General features: G+C 62.7%; 16 protein-coding genes and 3 tRNA genes. 7 read left to right on the forward strand and 12 right to left on the reverse strand.

The features are described 5' to 3' along the window. Nucleotides 1-44: 44 nt before the first annotated feature. Nucleotides 45-1,649, reverse strand: coding sequence for a COG3904 family protein (locus JG747_RS22310; RefSeq protein WP_244748193.1), 1,605 nt, complete (start codon nucleotides 1,647-1,649; stop codon nucleotides 45-47). A gap of 215 nt (nucleotides 1,650-1,864) precedes the next feature. Continuing rightward, entirely contained in the window at nucleotides 1,865-3,040 is a 1,176-nt protein-coding gene (gene tuf / locus JG747_RS22315; RefSeq protein WP_010909256.1) for an elongation factor Tu, read from the reverse strand. Nucleotides 3,041-3,334: 294 nt separating this feature from the next. Here tuf and JG747_RS22320 point away from each other — a divergent pair, with 294 nt between their 5' ends. Further along, the gene (locus JG747_RS22320; protein WP_069092107.1) at nucleotides 3,335-4,222 is read left to right on the forward strand and encodes a DMT family transporter; all 888 of its coding nucleotides are present in this window, start codon (nucleotides 3,335-3,337) and stop codon (nucleotides 4,220-4,222) included. 111 nt (nucleotides 4,223-4,333) lie between these two features. Continuing rightward, on the forward strand, nucleotides 4,334-4,471 hold the full coding sequence (locus tag JG747_RS22325) for a hypothetical protein (protein WP_167470477.1): 138 nt from the start codon (nucleotides 4,334-4,336) through the stop codon (nucleotides 4,469-4,471). Nucleotides 4,472-4,533: 62 nt separating this feature from the next. Here the strand turns inward: JG747_RS22325 and JG747_RS22330 are convergent, their stop codons facing one another. Continuing rightward, nucleotides 4,534-4,791 (reverse strand): GlsB/YeaQ/YmgE family stress response membrane protein, encoded by a 258-nt coding sequence (locus JG747_RS22330; protein ID WP_064982869.1) that lies wholly within the window; start codon nucleotides 4,789-4,791, stop codon nucleotides 4,534-4,536. Between the two features lie 130 nt (nucleotides 4,792-4,921). Here JG747_RS22330 and JG747_RS22335 point away from each other — a divergent pair, with 130 nt between their 5' ends. Further along, a complete protein-coding gene (locus tag JG747_RS22335) occupies nucleotides 4,922-5,380 on the forward strand; it encodes a YidB family protein (protein ID WP_202360041.1) in 459 nt (152 codons plus the stop codon). A 76-nt stretch (nucleotides 5,381-5,456) separates the two neighbouring features. Here the strand turns inward: JG747_RS22335 and JG747_RS22340 are convergent. Beyond that, nucleotides 5,457-5,530: transfer RNA gene (locus tag JG747_RS22340), tRNA-Gly, on the reverse strand. 89 nt (nucleotides 5,531-5,619) lie between these two features. Then, nucleotides 5,620-5,704 (reverse strand) — tRNA-Tyr (locus JG747_RS22345). Between the two features lie 203 nt (nucleotides 5,705-5,907). On the opposite strand from JG747_RS22345, the gene JG747_RS22350 reads away from it, so the two are divergent. After that, on the forward strand, nucleotides 5,908-6,756 hold the full coding sequence (locus JG747_RS22350) for a TrmH family RNA methyltransferase (protein ID WP_019857947.1): 849 nt from the start codon (nucleotides 5,908-5,910) through the stop codon (nucleotides 6,754-6,756). A 116-nt stretch (nucleotides 6,757-6,872) separates the two neighbouring features. Here the strand turns inward: JG747_RS22350 and JG747_RS22355 are convergent, their stop codons facing one another. The 3 genes from JG747_RS22355 to gcl all read right to left on the reverse strand — a co-directional run bounded on the left by JG747_RS22355 (nucleotide 6,873) and on the right by gcl (nucleotide 10,485). After that, nucleotides 6,873-7,826: a 2-hydroxy-3-oxopropionate reductase gene (locus JG747_RS22355; protein WP_202360042.1), complete on the reverse strand. Its 954-nt coding sequence runs from the start codon at nucleotides 7,824-7,826 to the stop codon at nucleotides 6,873-6,875. 69 nt (nucleotides 7,827-7,895) lie between these two features. Beyond that, nucleotides 7,896-8,693, reverse strand: coding sequence for a 2-oxo-tetronate isomerase (otnI, locus tag JG747_RS22360; RefSeq protein ID WP_019857945.1), 798 nt, complete (start codon nucleotides 8,691-8,693; stop codon nucleotides 7,896-7,898). A gap of 10 nt (nucleotides 8,694-8,703) precedes the next feature. Then, nucleotides 8,704-10,485, reverse strand: a complete 1,782-nt coding sequence (gene gcl / locus JG747_RS22365; RefSeq protein ID WP_019857944.1) for a glyoxylate carboligase — start codon at nucleotides 10,483-10,485, stop codon at nucleotides 8,704-8,706. A gap of 213 nt (nucleotides 10,486-10,698) precedes the next feature. On the opposite strand from gcl, the gene bhcR reads away from it, so the two are divergent. Next, nucleotides 10,699-11,520, forward strand: coding sequence for an HTH-type transcriptional regulator BhcR (gene bhcR, locus JG747_RS22370; protein WP_010909246.1), 822 nt, complete (start codon nucleotides 10,699-10,701; stop codon nucleotides 11,518-11,520). 135 nt (nucleotides 11,521-11,655) lie between these two features. Beyond that, nucleotides 11,656-12,072 carry a hypothetical protein gene (locus JG747_RS22375; RefSeq protein WP_038646628.1) on the forward strand — a complete coding sequence of 139 codons (417 nt, stop codon included), beginning with the start codon at nucleotides 11,656-11,658 and terminating at the stop codon, nucleotides 12,070-12,072. A 79-nt stretch (nucleotides 12,073-12,151) separates the two neighbouring features. Here JG747_RS22375 and JG747_RS22380 read toward each other — a convergent pair whose 3' ends face one another. The 3 genes from JG747_RS22380 to JG747_RS22390 form a co-directional block, all read right to left on the reverse strand. Beyond that, complete coding sequence (locus JG747_RS22380; protein WP_038652621.1) at nucleotides 12,152-12,457, reverse strand: BA14K family protein; 306 nt, start codon at nucleotides 12,455-12,457, stop codon at nucleotides 12,152-12,154. A gap of 186 nt (nucleotides 12,458-12,643) precedes the next feature. Beyond that, nucleotides 12,644-12,856 (reverse strand): hypothetical protein, encoded by a 213-nt coding sequence (locus tag JG747_RS22385; RefSeq protein ID WP_081296009.1) that lies wholly within the window; start codon nucleotides 12,854-12,856, stop codon nucleotides 12,644-12,646. Nucleotides 12,857-13,044: 188 nt separating this feature from the next. Beyond that, nucleotides 13,045-13,212: a hypothetical protein gene (locus JG747_RS22390; RefSeq protein WP_019857938.1), complete on the reverse strand. Its 168-nt coding sequence runs from the start codon at nucleotides 13,210-13,212 to the stop codon at nucleotides 13,045-13,047. Between the two features lie 156 nt (nucleotides 13,213-13,368). Between JG747_RS22390 and JG747_RS22395 the strand changes: the two genes are divergently transcribed. Beyond that, nucleotides 13,369-13,444 (forward strand) — tRNA-Thr (locus JG747_RS22395). A 40-nt stretch (nucleotides 13,445-13,484) separates the two neighbouring features. Here JG747_RS22395 and JG747_RS22400 read toward each other — a convergent pair. Continuing rightward, on the reverse strand, nucleotides 13,485-14,099 hold the full coding sequence (locus JG747_RS22400; RefSeq protein WP_010909235.1) for a TetR/AcrR family transcriptional regulator: 615 nt from the start codon (nucleotides 14,097-14,099) through the stop codon (nucleotides 13,485-13,487). Nucleotides 14,100-14,160 lie beyond the last annotated feature (61 nt).

Genomic DNA, 14,160 nt, shown 5'->3' on the forward strand with positions numbered 1-14,160 from the left:
GGCAGCTCAACCTGCCTCGATGGCCAGTTTCGGAAAGCCGCGCACTACAGCTTTGCGGGCGCTTCGGCCGCCGCGTTGGCGGGCGGCAGGCCGCGGCAATTATCGGGCCTGGGAACGGCCTTGCAAATCGTGGCGCCGGTCAGTGCGTCGACCGATTGCGGTCCGGTTGTCAGTCCCGCTTTCAGCATGATGTCCGGTTCAAGCCGGCGCTCGGCCGAACGCCCCGCGATCGCCTTGAACAGAGCGGGACCGATCGCCATCTCCTCGAGATACACCTTGACCATCTGCTTCTGTCCCATCGGGTACAGGCTGAGCCGCGCCTGCGGACCGACAAGCCTTCTCGCGCCGCCGGCAAGCATCAGCGCGCAGGCCGTATCGCACTCCACGCCCGCATCGATGCTCAATCCGGCATAGGCACCCTCCTTGGCCAGGCAATTCCATGCCCCTGGGTCGCAATCGACGAAATCGGTCCGGCCCACGGCGACGTCGAGCCTCCTTTCACGGATAAGCCGGCCCGCCGCCAGGGCGCCAGACAGGTCCCCTCCCCGTGAGCTGATCACGACAGGCAGGCGCCGATCGCCAAGCGTGGCGAGCAACTGGCGCAGCTTTGGCAGTGTCTGGCTCGTAATCACGCCTTCCGCCGAGATCCATTCCGGACAGTCAGGATTACACAGCGGATTGCTGCCGCGAACCACGACAAAGCGCATGTCCGCGCCGGCCTTGGCGGTTTCCGGTCCAACTGGTGCGACATCCCTGGGCTTGCCCGTCGCAGCAGCCGATGGCGTCGCATTGTTTGCAGGGCTCGGTATCTCCCGGCAATTCGCGGCCGGCTGTTGCGGCGCGCACAGGCCGGCGGAGGTCAACAGATCCGCCGCGTCCCGGCTGGTCACCAGCTTCATCGCCAGCATATCGTCGAGCGTGATCTGGCGGATGTCGCTGGCCGGCGTGGCCTTCATCATTTCCAGCACGCCGTCGCCTATACCCATTTCCCTGAGATAGGCCGATAGCGTCTTCTCGACCGTCTTGCTCATCTCGTAGGTCTTGTAGCTGCCGGCATTTTTCCGGCTGACCACCTTGGTGTTGATCACCTTCTTCTTGCCGTTCACGATCCGGTAGGTGGTCCGGTAGAGCAGCTTCTCGCGCTTGTAGGTGGTGGTGATCTGATGGACGCCGAGATAGGCGAAATCTCCGACCACGCGGCGGATACCGCCGGAAAACATCAGCGGACAGGCCGAATTGCACATGGCCCCGTCGTCAAAGGCCATGCCGAAATAGTCGGCACCCTTGCCCTTGTTGTCGCTGCAATTCTTCGCCTCCGGCTGGCAGCCGGTAAACACCGTCACGCCGACGGCGATATCGAGCTTGGCCTTGCGGATCATCCTGCCAAGTGCGAGTGCGGCATCGACATTGCCGCCGGGCGAGCTGACGACGACAGGCAGTTGCCGTCCCTTCAGCGTTTTGAGCGTGCGTTTGAAGAGTGACGGCGTGCCCGCCGCGATCGTGCCTTCAGCCGATACCCATTCCGGACAATTGGGCTCGCAGCCCGGCGCATTGCTGCGCACGACGGCGAAGCGCATCGGTGGGATGTCCAGCGACTGCTCCTGGGCCCGGGCCGGCAGGACAGGCAGCACTATGGCGGTCAACAGCATGAGGCGAACCAGCGCCCGCGACCACCATGCCTTCTCATTGAAACAGCGCCCTGGAACCACTCTTTCGCCAAGCTCCCGCAATGCAACCTATACTAGTTGCCGTGATGGCGCTTGCAACAGCGTAGGCGCAGTTCCGATGTCACGCAGCGACGTAAACGAAAAGGGCGGCCCGAAGACCGCCCTTTCCTTGTCGATCCGGCTATTGCCGGTCTCGATTATTCCTTGATGGTGACGACGATGCCGGCACCGACGGTGCGGCCGCCTTCACGGATGGCGAAGCGCAGCTTCTCTTCCATGGCGATCGGCACGATCAGCTCGACATCGACCGTGATGTTGTCGCCAGGCATGACCATCTCGGTGCCAGCCGGCAGCGACACGATGCCGGTCACGTCCGTCGTGCGGAAGTAGAACTGCGGACGGTAGTTGGTGAAGAACGGCGTGTGACGGCCACCTTCGTCCTTGGTCAGGATGTAGGCCTCGGCCACGAACTTCTTGTGCGGCTTCACCGTGCCGGGCTTGGCCAGAACCTGGCCGCGCTCGACACCTTCACGATCAACGCCGCGCAGCAGCGCGCCGATGTTGTCGCCAGCCTGGCCCTGATCGAGCAGCTTGCGGAACATTTCCACGCCCGTGCAGGTCGTCTTGGTCGTCGGACGGATGCCGATGATTTCCAGCTCCTCGCCGACCTTGACCACGCCGCGCTCGACGCGGCCGGTCACGACCGTGCCACGGCCCGAGATCGAGAACACGTCTTCGATCGGCATCAGGAACGGCTTGTCGAGCGGACGAACAGGCGTCGGGATGTAGGCGTCGACCTGAGCCATCAGCTCGCGGATCGCGTCCTCGCCGATCGTCTTGTTGGAATCCTCAAGCGCGGCCAGCGCCGAACCCTTGACGATCGGAATGTCGTCGCCGGGGAACTCGTTCTTCGACAGCAGTTCACGAACCTCGAGCTCGACCAGTTCGAGCAGCTCGGCGTCGTCGACCTGGTCGACCTTGTTCAAGAACACCACGATCGACGGCACGCCGACCTGACGGGCGAGCAGGATGTGCTCGCGGGTCTGCGGCATCGGGCCGTCGGCAGCCGACACGACCAGGATCGCGCCGTCCATCTGCGCGGCACCGGTGATCATGTTCTTCACATAGTCGGCGTGGCCGGGGCAGTCGACGTGAGCGTAGTGGCGGTTGGCCGTCTCGTATTCAACGTGAGCCGTCGAGATGGTGATGCCGCGTGCCTTCTCTTCCGGCGCCGCATCGATCTGGTCGTAGCGCTTGTACTCGCCAAAATACTTCGTGATCGCCGCCGTCAGCGACGTCTTGCCATGGTCAACGTGACCAATCGTGCCGATGTTCACATGAGGCTTAGTGCGCTCGAATTTACCTTTTGCCATAGTCTCTTTCCTTGGACGGCCTTGACCTTCAGTTCAGTCGAATGCGGGGCGATTAGCGACAAAGGCCAAAAAACACAAGCGTCTTTTGGCCGGGTGCCGTCTCACTCAGTCCGAACCTGGGATCCGATTGCGGGGATATGGCGCTGATATAGGAAGGCGATGGGGGAAATGGAATGGCTGACTGGCCGATCGGTCGAGGCCTGCATCCCTTGTTCTTGCCGGCCAGTTCCTGTCTCGGCCACGGCCGGTTGATGGCCCATTGCGGCGGCCACCGAGGTCTGATCTCCTGACCCCATGCATTTCATCCCTGCCTCGATCCGCGGCCCGCTGTTCATGATCATCTCGACCGGGTCGTACCTGGTCAACGATACGATGATGAAACTCGCGACCGCGGGGTTGCCGTCCTACGAGGTGCTGTTCCTGCGCGGTGTGGCGGCAGCGCTCTGGGGCTTCCCGCTGTTGTTCCTGCTGGGCTACGGCAAACAGATCCCGTTGATCTTCGACGGCCATGTGCTGCGCAGGAACCTGCTCGAGCTGGCGGCGATCCTTTGCTATGTCGTGGCGCTCGCCAATATGCAGATTGCGGATTCCACGGCGCTGGGACAAATCACGCCGCTGCTGATGCTGGTCGGTTCCTCGATCCTGTTTGGCGAGCGCATCGGCGGCCAGCGCATGGCGCTGATCGGGCTCGGCTTCATCGGCGCGCTGATGGTGGCGCAACCGACGATGCAAGGCATCTCCGTGTACGCCCTGCTGGCGCTCGGCAACGCCGCGCTGTCAGCCGCGCGCGACCTTGCCGGCAGGCGTGTTTCTGCAGAGGTGCCGGGGATGATCGTGGCGATTTCCGCCGTGGTGGTGGTGCTGATCGGCGCGGGCGCGGCGCATCTGGCATCCGAGCGCTGGGTGATGCCCGAAGCACGCCATTTGCTGCTGCTGGCCGGCGCCGGTCTTTTCCTGATCTTCGGCCACTTCTTCATCTTCATGGCCTATCGCGTCGGGCCGACCAGCGCGGTGGCGCCGTTCTATTACTGTTTTACCGTCTGGGCCGTCATTTCGGGCCTGCTGGTGTTCGGCCAGTTCCCCAATACTCTGGCGGTCTGCGGCATCCTGCTGGTGGTGGCCAGCGGGCTGACCATCGTGTCGCTGGACCAGCGCAAGCGCCGGCTGACCGTCGTCGCCTAGCATCGGCAGCCGAGCGCCTGTGTCCAATGTTGCGGAGGCCAGGTCGATCGTCTATTCGGCGATGTATCGTCTATCCACGACGCCATGATCAATCAGCCAAGGGAGCTCCCCATGACCGATTTTGACCAGAACAAGAACTCCGACGCCGAGCACAAGGCCGCCATTCGCAAGTCGCTGATCGGCTGGGCGGTGTTCATCACCGGAACGCTGATTTTCTTCGCTGCCGCCGATGCAGTGCTGATGCCATAGGCAAGCCCGAAGCCGGTCTCGCCCCAGCAGAAATTCGAAATTTCAGACGATGCGGCCGGCGCTTAAAGCGTCCGCCTTCCGCTGAATTGGTGGTAGGCCCACAGCACAACCACCGCGCCCACCACCGCGACGATCAGGCTGGAGATGTTGAGGCCGGTGACACCCACGCCGAAGAGCTGGCTGCAGATCACGCCGCCGACGATGGCGCCGACGATGCCGAGCACGACATCCATGATCAGACCCTGGCCGGTCTTGTTGACGATCTTGCTGCCCAGGAAGCCGGCGATGGCGCCGAGAATGATCCAACTGATGATACCCATTTTTTCCTCTCCATCCCCCGCCATCGCGACATTTTCATATGATTGTCAAAACCTCAAGCCAGCTTGAAATTCCGCCCGGATGCGCCATTGTTGAAGGTGGGCCGGGCTTGGTCGAGATGGAGGATCCACTATGGGACTTTTTGACAACGCCGTTCCCGGCGGCAACATCACCAAACCGCTGATGATCGCGCTCGGCGCGTTGCTGGTCGGAAAAATGCTGAGCGGCAGAAGTGCCGAACAGCCGGATCAGCCTCAAACGCCCGTGCCGGCCGGCCCCACCGCAACCACCGCCAGTGACGGTGGCCTGCTCGGCGGACTGGGCGGCCTGCTCGACAGGCTCAAGGATGCCGGCCACGGCAATGTCGCCGATTCCTGGGTCGGCACCGGGCAGAACCAGTCGATCAACGCCAACGATCTCGGCGCAGCACTCGGGCCGCAGGTCATCCGCGAGATCGCGCAGCGCACCGGCCTGGACGAACAGGAATTGCTCAAGCAGCTGTCCACCGCCCTGCCCGGCATCGTCGACAAGCTGACGCCGAACGGCCAGGTGCCGCAGCAGCATCAGGTGGCTTCAGCGTTCAACAGTTGACGCGCACACCGATGCCCTGAAGCGCTGCGCGCGTTGTCGCGCAGTGTCCAGGCTTAACGATTGTGGGATGGAAATCTGGAGCGGGTAGCGGGAATCGAACCCGCATATTCAGCTTGGAAGGCTGCTGCTCTACCACTGAGCTATACCCGCGCCTTGCACTGAAGTATCGGATTCACCCGAAAAGCGCCATGCACTTTTCGGCCCGATGCTTTTCTCGTACAGGGCTTCCGGGCCGGCAGTGGTGGAGAGGGTTGGATTCGAACCAACGTAGGCTAAGCCAACGGATTTACAGTCCGTCCCCTTTAACCACTCGGGCACCTCTCCAGTCTGCCGCCGGAGCCATGCAACGAGGCATTCCTGCCGATCCCGGAGCCCGAGTTGGATATCTTCTCCGAAATCAGCGAAGCGCCTTATGGCGGCAAGGCCAGTGGGTGTCAACCGCACTGGGAAGGGTTTTTCGATGTTGTTCGCCGGCTGCGGCGACGGGCCATATCCTTGGCCACACGAGACGGCTATAGAAGCCGGCCATGAGCAACAAGACCAATACCCCCAAAGACACCCATTACGCCAAGCTGCGCCGCGCGCACCGCGACGAGAAGAGCGGCGGCGCGCCGGCATTCCGGCCGCGCCAGCCCGTGCCGCCCGGCGAGAACGCCGCCGACGGCCTGGTGCGACTTTATGGCCTGCACACGGTGCGGGCGGCGCTCGACAATCCGCGCCGCAAGATTCGCAAAATGCTGGTGACCCGCAACGCGGCCGAGCGCCTTGAGATAGACGATCTCGCCGCCCTGCCCTTCAAGGCGGAGCTGGTCGAACCCAGGGACATCGACAAGATCACCGGGTCGGACGCCGTGCACCAGGGTGTGCTGATCGAGGCGGAGCCGTTGAAGCCCAAGCGCCTCGACGCGCTTGGCGATACAAGGCTCGTGCTGGTGCTCGACCAGGTCACCGACCCGCACAATGTCGGCGCCATCCTGCGCTCGGCGGTCGCTTTCGGCGCCGGCGCGCTGATCACCACGGCCCGCCATAGCCCGCAGGAATCGGGCGTGCTGGCGAAATCCGCCTCCGGCGCGCTGGAGCATATCGACCAGATCGAGGTGAAGAACCTGGCCGACGCGCTCGGGCAGTTGCACGAAGCCGGCTTCCAGACCATCGGGCTTGATTCGGACGGGCCGGCGGAACTCGAAACCAGCTTTGCCGGCGACAGGATCGCGCTGGTGCTCGGTGCCGAAGGCAAGGGCCTGCGCCAGAAGACGCGCGAGACGGTGACGACGCTGGCGCGGCTCGACATGCCCGGCGCCATCCGTTCACTCAACGTGTCGAATGCCGCGGCGGTGAGCCTTTATGCTGCACGGGCGTTCTTGAAGCGCGGCTGAGAGCCGGAAGCGCTCTACCAAGAAACAAGAAACGGGTTCCAGCGACAGCGCGGGAACCCGTTCTTGTGCAGGACAAGAGGTGGCGGCTTGGGAACGTTGCGCCGCCCTCTCCCGGCCTATGCTGCTTTGCCCTTCACGTCGGTCAATTTGCCACCGACCTCAAAATTGGCCATCCGCTCCAGTGCCCTGACCAGCGCCGAGTGATCTTCCTTGGCGCCGCCATTGGCCGCACACGAGTTGAACAGCTGCTGCGTGGTCGAGGTGTTGGGCAGCGCCACGCCGAGCGCCTTGGCGCCCTCCAGTGCCAGGTTGAGATCCTTCTGGTGCAGTTCGATGCGGAAACCGGGCGCGAAGGTGCGCTTGACCATGCGCTCGCCATGCACTTCGAGGATGCGTGACGCCGCCAGCCCGCCCATCAGCGCCTGCCTGACCTTGGCTGGGTCGGCGCCGGCTTTCGATGCAAAAACAAGCGCTTCGGCGACGGCTTCAATGGTCAACGCGACGACGATCTGATTTGCCACTTTGGTGGTCTGGCCGACGCCATTGGGCCCGACCAGAGTGATGTTCTTGCCCATCTTCTCGAAGACGGGTTTGGCGCGTTCGAAGGTCTTTTCCTCGCCGCCTACCATGATGGTCAGCGACGCCGCCTTGGCGCCGACCTCGCCGCCGGAAACCGGCGCGTCGAGATAGTCGCAGCCCAGCTCGTTTATCTTTCCGGCGAAAACCTTGGTCTCGATCGGCGAAATCGAGCTCATGTCGATGACCAGCTTGCCTTTGGTCAGGCCGGACGCGACGCCATTGTCGCCGAACAGCACATCGGCCACCTGCGGGGTGTCGGGCACCATGGTGATGATGATGTCGGCGGCCTTGGCCACGGCGGCATGGCCGGAGACTGCTTTCAGGCCCTTGGCGACGAGATTGGCAGGCGGCTTCGAGCGATGGTCGCTGGCGATGACCTTGTAGCCAGCATCCAGCAGATGCCCCGCCATCGGCGCGCCCATGATGCCGAGGCCGATGAAGCCTATGGTTTCCATTGTGGTTCTCCTGAAAGTCTTGCTCGAACTCGTCAAAGGTCGGCGCTGCCCCTCATCCGCCTGCCGGCACCTTCTCCCCGTATAGTGACGGGGAGAAGGAAGCTCTTAGGCCGCCGCGCTGCCTTGCCTGGTCAGGTCCCGAAACCAACCCAGGCCTGCCTCGGTGCCGGCCTTCGGCTTGTATTCGGCACCGATCCAGCCGGAATAGCCGATGCGGTCGATGTGGTCGTAGAGGAAAGGATAGTTGATCTCGCCCGTACCCGGCTCGTGACGGCCGGGATTGTCCGCAAGCTGGATATGCGCGATGCGGCTAAGGTTTGCCTCGATTTTACGGGCGAGATCCCCCTCCATGATCTGCATGTGATAGATGTCGTATTGCAGGAACAGGTTTTTCGAGCCGACGCGGTCGATCAGCGCCAGCGCCTGGTCGGAGTAGTTGAGGAAGAAGCCTGGAATGTCGCGGGTGTTGATCGGCTCGATCAAAAGCCGGATGCCAGCCTGCTCCAGCTTCTCCGCCGCGAAGGCGAGGTTTTCGGCGAAAACATCCTCGAGCACCTTGCGGTCGACGCCGGCGGGTGCAATGCCGGCCAGGCAATTGACCTGGGGGCAGCCGAGCGCCTGCGCGTAGGTGATCGCCTTGGCGATGCCCTGGCGGAATTCCGGCACGCGGTCCGGCAACACGGCGATGCCGCGCTCGCCCTTGCCCCAGTCGCCGGCCGGCAGGTTGAACAGCACCTGCGCCAGGCCGTTCTTCTTCAGCCTGGCGGCCACCACCTCCGGCGCATGGTCGTAAGGGCCGATATATTCGACGCCCTTGAAGCCCGCGCGGGCGGCGGCGTCAAAGCGATCGAGGAAATCATGCTCGCCAAAGAGCATCGACAGATTGGCTGAAAAACGCGGCATTCTTTTTCTCCTAATCCAGCATCACGATCGCGGTCGGCGCATCCTCATGGCTTTCGGCAAGGTCCTCGAATTCGGTGATCTTGTCGATCTCGGTGCCCATCGAGATGTTGGTGACGCGCTCGAGGATGAATTCAAGCACGACCGGAACCCGGTGCTCCTTCATCAGCCGCTGCGCCTCTTTGAAGGCGGCGGCAAACTCCTCGGGCTTGCGCACCCGGACCGCCTTGCAGCCCATGGCTTCGGCGACGGCGACATGGTCGACGCCATAGCCGGCCTCGGGATCGCCCGATCGGTTGACGTTCTCGAAGGCGAGGCTGACCTCATAATCCATCGAGAATCCGCGCTGCGCCTGGCGGATCAGGCCGAGATAGGCGTTGTTCACGACGACATGGATGTAGGGCAGTCTGTGCTGTGCGCCGACGGCCAGTTCCTCGATCATGAACTGGAAATCATAGTCGCCCGACAGCGCCACGATGGTGCGGTCGGGATCGGCGGCGCGCACGCCAAGGGCTGCCGGCAAGGTCCAGCCGAGCGGGCCGGCCTGGCCGCAATTGATCCAGTTGCGCGGCTTGTAGACATGCAGGAACTGCGCGCCGGCGATCTGCGACAGGCCGATCGTGGTGACATAGGTGACATCGCGGCCGAACGCCTTGTTCATCTCCTCATAGACGCGCTGCGGCTTCAGCGGCACCTGGTCGAAATGCGTCTTGCGCTTCATCGTCTTCTTGCGGGCCTGGCATTCCTTGGCCCAGCCCGACCAGTCGCGCAGCTTTCCGGCCGTCTTCCACTCGGTGGCGACGTCGAGCAGCATTTTCAGCGCCGCGCCAGCATCGGAGACGACGCCGAGGTCCGGCGCGAAGACACGGCCGATCTGCGTGGGCTCGATGTCGACATGGATGAACTTCTTGTCCTTGGTGTAGACGTCCACAGAACCAGTGTGACGGTTGGCCCAGCGATTGCCGATGCCGAAGACGAAATCGGCCTCCAGCATCGTGGCGTTGCCGTAGCGATGCGAGGTCTGCAGCCCGCACATGCCGGCCATCAGCCGGTGATCGTCGGGGATCGCGCCCCAGCCCATCAGTGTCGGGATGACCGGAACGCCTGATATCTCCGCGAATTCGATCAGCAGGTCGGATGCATCGGCATTGATGATGCCGCCGCCGGCGACGATCAATGGCTTGTCAGCCGCGTTGAGCATCGCCAGTGCCTTTTCGGCCTGGGCGCGCGTCATAGCCGGCTTGAATGGCGCCAGCGGCTCATATGCATCGATGTCGAACTCGATCTCGGCCAATTGAACGTCGACCGGCAGGTCGATCAGCACCGGGCCGGGGCGCGACGAGCGCATGAGATGAAACGCCTTCTGCAGCGCCATGGGCACGAGATAGGGCTCCATGACGGTGACCGCCCATTTGGCGACCGGTGCGGCGATGGCGGCGATGTCGACGGCCTGGAAATCCTCCTTGTTGAGCCGCGCACGCGGCGCCTGGCCGGTGATGCACAGGATGGGGATGGAATCGGCTGATGCCGAGTAAAGCCCGGTGATCATGTCGGTGCCGGCCGGACCCGAAGTGCCGATGCAGAGCCCGATATTGCCCGCCTTGGCGCGGGTGAAGCCTTCTGCCATGTGCGAGGCGCCCTCGACGTGGCGGGCCAGCACGTGGCGGATGGTGCCCCTCGCCTTCAAAGCCGAATAGAGCGGATTGATCGCCGCGCCCGGCACACCGAAGGCGCAGGAGATGCCTTCCTTTTCGAGAACGAGAACCGCCGCATCGACAGCGCGCATCCTGGCCATTTTCCGGCCCTCCACTTGGGTTGTCATTGTTGGATGGCCGAGAATGTCAGCAAGCCGGCTATTTTTCAATTTTTTCAGAATATTTTTTCATTTCTAGAAAACGGCGACTATTTGCTGATTTTATTGGATTTTCGGTTTTTCAGGAATTTGCCGCCTCGCCGCAGTGAAAAACTTTTTCATTGCACGTTTGGAGAAATCGGCGAAACTGGCGCGATGGAAACCACTGAAAAACGCCAGCGCGGCCGTCCGCGCGCTTTCAACGGGCCTGCCGAGGCCAGTTCCGTGCAATCGCTGGACCGGGCCTTGCGCATCCTGGCCATTGTGGCGGAGGGCAGCGGCCTGTCGCTGAGCGAGATATCGGCGCAGAGCGGCCTTGCCGCCTCCACCGCCTACCGCATGCTGACGACGCTGGAAAACCACGGCATGGTCGAGTTTGACACATCAGACCAGCTGTGGTCGATCGGCGTCGAGACCTACCGCATGGGCGCGGCCTTCCTGCGCCGACGCAAGCTGGTCGACCGCGCCCGCATCGTCATGCAGGAGCTGATGGAAAGAACCGGCGAGACCGCCAATCTCGGCGTCGCCGAGGATGATTGCGTGGTGTTCGTCAGCCAGGTCGAGACGCACCAGGCGATCCGCGCCTTCTTCCGCCCGGGCACGCGCAGCCCCTTTCACGCCTCCGGCATCGGCAAGGCGGTGCTGGCGCATCTCGAGCCGGAGCGCGTCGGGACCATTCTGCGCAAGGCCGGCCTGCAGCGCTTCACCGACAGGACGCTGTCCGAGATCCCTGCCCTCGCCCACGATCTGGCTGTCATCAAGCAGCGCGGCTGGTCGGTCGATGATGAAGAGCGGCACCCCGGCATGCGCTGTGTGGCGGCCGCCATCTTCAACGAGTTCGGCGAGCCGATCGGCGGCGTCTCCGTATCGGGGCCGACCGTGCGGGTGACGCCGGAGCGGCTGGCCGAGATCGGGCCGATGGTGCGCAGTGCCGCGGCCGAGGTGACCCGGATGATCGGCGGCGCGCAAGTCGGCTGATCAGCCTGCCCCGGGAAGCGCGCTCCTGGTCGCAATATCGAAGAAATCGAGCCGTATGGCCATGCCGACACCGCAAGCGCCGGCGGCATGGGCACTCTCTTGCCGTGGCGTTCGAATGCATGCGAAAGGGCGCGGATGAGGAAAACGGTTCAGCTTCTGCTTGTCGCTTCGCTTTGCGGATGCGTGGCGACGACACCTCGACCCGATGCCGGCGACCAGCGTGTCGATCCGATTCCGTTCTCGCTCGCGCTCGAGGAGATCGTCATCACCGGTATTCGTCAGCACTTGCCGGATCCAGCTTCGGCCAGGCTCGGAAGGACGCTTGCCGGGGAGCGGACACTGAACGGCCGCAAGGAGATCGTGGTCTGCGGCTTCGTCGACGGCAAGGATCCGTCCGGCGGCAATGGCGGCGACCAAGCCTTCATTGCCAGGATCTACCCGGATTCGGCAAGCAGCTTCGAGCTTGTCGCTATGGGCGGCGCTTCGGAAACGAGGCGCCTCGTCGATAGCACCTGCCGCGCAGCCGGGTTGCCGATTTCCGATTCCGCCTGATCACACAACTGTAAGTATTTGTGAAACAACGAAAAGGGGCTCGCGCGAGCCCCTTTTTCTGTTGTTGAGCGGTCTCCTCTCAGAGCCGGCAATAGTGGCTGTAGCCGTCGCGGCCGATGTAGGTGTCGGAGTCCGGATCGTAGCTGGAGTAACGATCGAAGCAGCGGCGGACGTGCCAGGAACCACCGTCTTCGTCGACATAGACGGTACGCGGCGGCTGCTGGGCAAGCAGGCTGCCAAGGACGAACCCGCCGACGCCGGCGGCGATGCCGATGCCGAGGTCGTGGTGATGCGAATGAGCCGCCGAAGGCTGAACGGTGCCGACCAGCGCGGTGGCGGCGACGGTGGTGGCGATGAGGCCGGAAACGAGAGTGCGCTTGAACATGATGATCTCCTTGCTTCGTTGACCGAGGCGATCCATCCGCCTCTTGATCATCTGTCGTTGCGGCAACGAAAAAGGTTCGAAGCTTTTTTGATCTTTTTTGGAGGTGCTGTCGGTTCCTGACTGTGGCCCACGGAGAATGCAAAAGGGCGGCCGAGGCCGCCCTTCCAAACGCAACAGGCCGCGGCATCAGAAGATGACAACGACCCCGCCATGATGACGATGGTGGTGATGATGCCGGTGATGATGGTGGTGGTACCACCAGTAGTCGCCATAGTCGTCGTCATAGTAATGATGGTGATGATGCATACCGTGAGCCGACGACGTCTGAACCGTGGCGGCCAACGCGCCTGTGGCAACGAACACGGCGACGAGAGCGGAAGTGAGCATGCGCTTGAACATGATGATCTCCTGGATCCTTGACCGAGACGACCATTCGCCTCTGGAGTCCAGTCGGCGCGAGGTGGGAAAAGGTTCGAAAGGGGTGGGGAGATTTCTTGGCGGGTGGGGGAAGAGTGAGTAGTGGGTATGCAGGGGCTTGGCCCACTGTTGACTACTCCCTACTGACTATTCCCTACTCACTCCCTCGTTCACCCCATCCCCGTGACATGCCGAAGCCAGAACGCCAGCGCGATGAAACCGATGATCGTGGTCACGCCGGTCCAGTCGACATTGGCCTTCTTGATGTCGCCGATGAGCTTCACCAGCAGCATCCAGGCGATGACGACGAGGGGCAGAATGATGACAAGCCTGATCATGCGACACTCCAGTCCGAAGCGATTGCATCTTCTTGATATGTAGGAAGCGCGCTCGCGAATTTCAGCATGGGCGTCCACGGCGTCATCCACCGCCGGGGTAACCGAAAACGGAGTTTTGTCTTTACTGGCGCACGAAATATGCTACCGGAGCGCCGTGCCCTTGTAGCTCAGCTGGTAGAGCAGCGGTTTTGTAAACCGAAGGTCGGCGGTTCGATCCCGTCCGGGGGCACCAGTCTCGCCGGACGGTTTGGTTGCCAGTATGAGTCTACCAATCACACCCCTATCGCCGCCACCAATATCCGGTTCTGCCTTCGTATCGCCGCGCGCAGTTCCGGGATCCTGGCCTCGTCGCGCTTCACGAATTCGATGAACATCATGTTCATGTTGTTGAAGATCAGTTCGCCGAGCGCCGCGCCGTCTATGTCCTGGCGCACCAGGCCGATCTCCTGCAGCCGCGCGATCAGTGCACGGATCTGTTCGGTGAGCGAGCGGTCGAGCGCGGTGTAGGCCTGGCCGAACGGGCTGTCGGGTAGTTGCGTCGAGATCGCCATGGCCTGGCGCCACATCTCCTTGCTGAGATAATGCAGCGAGTGCTCGATATAGATGCCGATCAGCGTGTCCAGCGCATCGCCGACATTGGCCGGCGGCCTGGCGACGACGCCGCGCCCGGCATTGAGCACCTCGTTGACCTCAAGCGAGACGATGGCGCCGAGGATGTCGCCCTTGTTCTCATAGTAATTGTAGATCGTGCCGATCGACACTTCCGCCTGCGCGGCGATCGCCTCGATCTTGGCGCCCTCGTAGCCGGCCTCGCGGAAAAGTGCCGCCGCCGCCTCGATGATGCGCCTGTGTCGGTCCGCCTTTTGCCTTGCCCGCAATCCGCTCATAGCAGCCTCTTGCCACAAAAACAGAATTGACTCAATTTTAGAATTGGTTCAATTTTTTGCA

This window comes from Mesorhizobium sp. 131-3-5 (assembly GCF_016756575.1).
In the GTDB taxonomy this organism is placed as follows: domain Bacteria; phylum Pseudomonadota; class Alphaproteobacteria; order Rhizobiales; family Rhizobiaceae; genus Mesorhizobium; species Mesorhizobium jarvisii.

Bases quoted from the DNA above. Each gene is read 5' to 3' on its own strand.
- JG747_RS22310 (WP_244748193.1), bottom strand. From the start codon at position 1,649: ATGCTGTTGACCGCCATAGTGCTGCCTGTCCTGCCGGCCCGGGCCCAG.
- tuf (WP_010909256.1), bottom strand. From the start codon at position 3,040: ATGGCAAAAGGTAAATTCGAGCGCACTAAGCCTCATGTGAACATCGGC.
- JG747_RS22320 (WP_069092107.1), top strand. From the start codon at position 3,335: ATGCATTTCATCCCTGCCTCGATCCGCGGCCCGCTGTTCATGATCATC.
- JG747_RS22325 (WP_167470477.1), top strand. From the start codon at position 4,334: ATGACCGATTTTGACCAGAACAAGAACTCCGACGCCGAGCACAAGGCC.
- JG747_RS22330 (WP_064982869.1), bottom strand. From the start codon at position 4,791: ATGGGTATCATCAGTTGGATCATTCTCGGCGCCATCGCCGGCTTCCTG.
- JG747_RS22335 (WP_202360041.1), top strand. From the start codon at position 4,922: ATGGGACTTTTTGACAACGCCGTTCCCGGCGGCAACATCACCAAACCG.
- JG747_RS22350 (WP_019857947.1), top strand. From the start codon at position 5,908: ATGAGCAACAAGACCAATACCCCCAAAGACACCCATTACGCCAAGCTG.
- otnI (WP_019857945.1), bottom strand. From the start codon at position 8,693: ATGCCGCGTTTTTCAGCCAATCTGTCGATGCTCTTTGGCGAGCATGAT.
- gcl (WP_019857944.1), bottom strand. From the start codon at position 10,485: ATGGCCAGGATGCGCGCTGTCGATGCGGCGGTTCTCGTTCTCGAAAAG.
- bhcR (WP_010909246.1), top strand. From the start codon at position 10,699: ATGGAAACCACTGAAAAACGCCAGCGCGGCCGTCCGCGCGCTTTCAAC.
- JG747_RS22375 (WP_038646628.1), top strand. From the start codon at position 11,656: ATGAGGAAAACGGTTCAGCTTCTGCTTGTCGCTTCGCTTTGCGGATGC.
- JG747_RS22380 (WP_038652621.1), bottom strand. From the start codon at position 12,457: ATGTTCAAGCGCACTCTCGTTTCCGGCCTCATCGCCACCACCGTCGCC.
- JG747_RS22385 (WP_081296009.1), bottom strand. From the start codon at position 12,856: ATGTTCAAGCGCATGCTCACTTCCGCTCTCGTCGCCGTGTTCGTTGCC.
- JG747_RS22390 (WP_019857938.1), bottom strand. From the start codon at position 13,212: ATGATCAGGCTTGTCATCATTCTGCCCCTCGTCGTCATCGCCTGGATG.
- JG747_RS22400 (WP_010909235.1), bottom strand. From the start codon at position 14,099: ATGAGCGGATTGCGGGCAAGGCAAAAGGCGGACCGACACAGGCGCATC.